The organism is Streptomyces sp. NPDC055078 (genome assembly GCF_053607985.1).
The window spans coordinates 1-2,649 of sequence record NZ_JBSGUP010000897.1 but is presented as its reverse complement, the minus strand read 5'-3'; the positions used below and the strand labels follow the sequence as shown (position 1 = coordinate 2,649).

At 70.4% G+C, this 2,649-nt stretch carries 4 protein-coding genes; 2 read left to right on the top strand and 2 right to left on the bottom strand.

The genetic code is table 11. From position 1 onward, the window contains the following. Positions 1–33: 33 nt before the first annotated feature. Complete coding sequence (locus ACWF94_RS38330) at positions 34–309, bottom strand: GlsB/YeaQ/YmgE family stress response membrane protein (protein WP_453499559.1); 276 nt, start codon at positions 307–309, stop codon at positions 34–36. Between the two features lie 216 nt (positions 310–525). Between ACWF94_RS38330 and ACWF94_RS38325 the strand changes: the two genes are divergently transcribed. Both ACWF94_RS38325 and ACWF94_RS38320 read left to right on the top strand, forming a co-directional pair. After that, positions 526–900, top strand: coding sequence for a DUF3099 domain-containing protein (locus ACWF94_RS38325; RefSeq protein ID WP_453499557.1), 375 nt, complete (start codon positions 526–528; stop codon positions 898–900). A 165-nt stretch (positions 901–1,065) separates the two neighbouring features. Next, positions 1,066–1,383: a hypothetical protein gene (locus ACWF94_RS38320; RefSeq protein ID WP_453499555.1), complete on the top strand. Its 318-nt coding sequence runs from the start codon at positions 1,066–1,068 to the stop codon at positions 1,381–1,383. 67 nt (positions 1,384–1,450) lie between these two features. Here the strand turns inward: ACWF94_RS38320 and moaA are convergent, their stop codons facing one another. After that, complete coding sequence (gene moaA, locus ACWF94_RS38315) at positions 1,451–2,440, bottom strand: GTP 3',8-cyclase MoaA (RefSeq protein WP_453499553.1); 990 nt, start codon at positions 2,438–2,440, stop codon at positions 1,451–1,453. Between the last annotated feature and the right edge of the window lie 209 nt (positions 2,441–2,649).

The window sequence follows — 2,649 nt, the reverse complement described above, 5'->3', positions numbered from 1 at the left end:
CATCGCGCCCGGCCGGCCGCCGCTCTCGTGGGATCAGGCCCGCTGTCTGCTGCCCCGCATCGCCATCCACGCACGGTCTCCCAGGAAGACCAGCACGATCGCGAAGACGAGTTGCAGGGCATGGCGGCCCCAGTCGAAGCCCGGGGTCTCCTCGATACCCATTCCCGCGGCGGCCCAGTTTCCGAGCACCGCTCCGCCGATACCGCAGATGGTGGCCAGCCACAACGGGAGGTGCTGCTTCCCGGGCAGGATCGCTTTCGCGATCAAAGCCAGCACGAATCCCACGATGATCGCCCACAACCAGCCCATGGCTGCCTCCTCGTACGGCCCTACGTGAGCAGTTACGCCGTCAGTCTCGGCCCATCCGCCATACAGCGCATGTCGGGCAGCGCCATACGCGGTACGGCGCAGGCCCGGCACGCAGCGCGGACCCCGCCCCGCTCTCGTAGCTGTCGCAGTGGCGGCGTACCGTGGAAGTTGTCAGGACCGGGGTGCGTCCGGCGACACAATCGGATGGTGGAGCTGATGCGGAAGCAGGCGAAAGCAGGGGTCTTCCGGATCACCGGGGCCCGGCAAGGGCTTGCCGATGATGTGCGCGGAAGACAGCGGCGCTATGTGATCTCGATGTCCGTCCGGACCGTTTCGGTGGTGCTCGCCGCTGTGCTGTGGGATGTGGAACGCCATGTGGCGATCGTGGCGCTCGCCCTGGGCATCCTTCTCCCCTATATCGCTGTGGTGATCGCCAACGCGGGCCGGGAGAACGCTCCTTCGCTGCCCTCGACCTTCGTCCCCGCACCCTCCCGGCCGATGATCGCGCCCGTCGCCGGGCCACCCCCAGCGGAGTCCGGGCCGGGCCCGGCCGGGCCCGGAAAGGCCGCCGGGGAGCCCGGTGCGGGCTGACTTCGCGGTTGCGCTTACCTCACAACAGGGTCACACCAATCATGAAGTTCCGGTGCACCGTACCCCGTTACCCATGACATACTTCGTACGCGCTCCGCATCCCCCGTCGGAGCGACGGACCGACGCCGGGCAGCTCCCCCCGTGGCTGCTCGGCGTCGCCTTTGTATGGACAATGAACCGGTGATGAACGACCCGGTGAACACCGAGACCCCGATCTGCTCAGCCAAGGGCTGCCGTGCGTCCGCGGTGTGGGTGCTGGCCTGGAACAACCCGAAGCTGCATACGCCGGAGCGGCGCAAGACCTGGCTGGCCTGCGACGACCATCGCGAGCATCTGTCCGGCTTCCTCGATCTGCGCGGATTTCTCAAGGATGTCGTCACCCTGGCGGATTGGGAGTCGCGGGGCCCGGACGGCACACAGGACGGCACACGGGACGGCACACGGGACAGCGGGGACTCCGGGTCGGCGTCCGGCGACCGCTGAGGGCGGGCGACTGACACCGGCGGGGCCCGGCCGGCGTCCCCGACCGTCCCCGTACGCGCGCGGTCGCTCAGCCGCCGATCGCCGACATCGGGCGGTCCGGCTGCAGGAACGAGGGGTCGTCCAGGCCGGAACCGGCCTTCTTGCCCCACATCGCCAGCCGCCATATCCGGGCGATCTCCTCGTCGGGCGCGTCCGAGCGCAGCGCGGCGCGCAGGTCGGTCTCCTCGCGGGCGAAGAGGCAGGTGCGCACCTGGCCGTCGGCGGTGAGGCGGGTGCGGTCGCAGGCGCTGCAGAAGGGGCGGGTGACCGAGGCGATGACACCGACCCGGTGCGGTCCCCCGTCCACCACCCAGCGCTCGGCGGGCGCGGAGCCCCGCTCGTCGTCACCCTCGGCGGCGAGGGTGAAGCGGGTTCGCAGCGACTGGAGGATGTCACCGGCGGTGATCATGCCCTCACGCTTCCAGCCGTGCTGGGCGTCGAGGGGCATCTGTTCGATGAAGCGCAGCTCATAGCCGTGCTCGACGGCCCAGGCGAGCAGCTCGGGGGCCTCGTCGTCATTGAGGCCCTGCATCAGCACCGTATTGATCTTGACGGGGGTCAGTCCGGCGGCGTGGGCGGCTTCGAGTCCGGCCAGGACGTCGTGATGGCGGTCACGGCGGGTGAGGGTCTTGAAGACATCGGGCCGCAGGGTGTCGAGGGAGACATTGACCCGGTCCAGACCGGCGGTCCGCAGCGCGGCGGCGGTGCGCTTGAGGCCGATGCCATTGGTGGTGAGGGACATGCTGGGGCGGGGGTCGAGCGCGGCGCAGCGCTCCACGATCCCGACCAGCCCGGGCCGCAGCAGGGGCTCCCCGCCCGTGAAGCGGACCTCGGTGATGCCGAGCCGGGTGACGGCGATCCGGATGAGGCGGACGATCTCGTCGTCGGTGAGCAGATCCGGCTTGGCGAGCCACTGCAGGCCCTCTTCCGGCATGCAGTACGCGCACCGCAGATTGCATCGGTCCGTCAGCGAGACGCGCAGGTCCGTGGCCACACGGCCGAAGGTGTCGATGAGCACCGCGGGCCCCCTTCCCGATGAGTCGGCAGATCCGCTTCCGGGATCTTCTCTTCGAGCCTACGCCAGCCCACTGACAACGCCCCGTCCCACGGGGAGCCGGGCCGTACGGGAACGCGCCCGGCACGGGAAGGCATCCGGCACGGGAAGGCACCCGGCGCGGGCGCCGGCGGGAGCCGGAAGCGCGGCGCGGCCGTGCCGCGGGCCCGGTG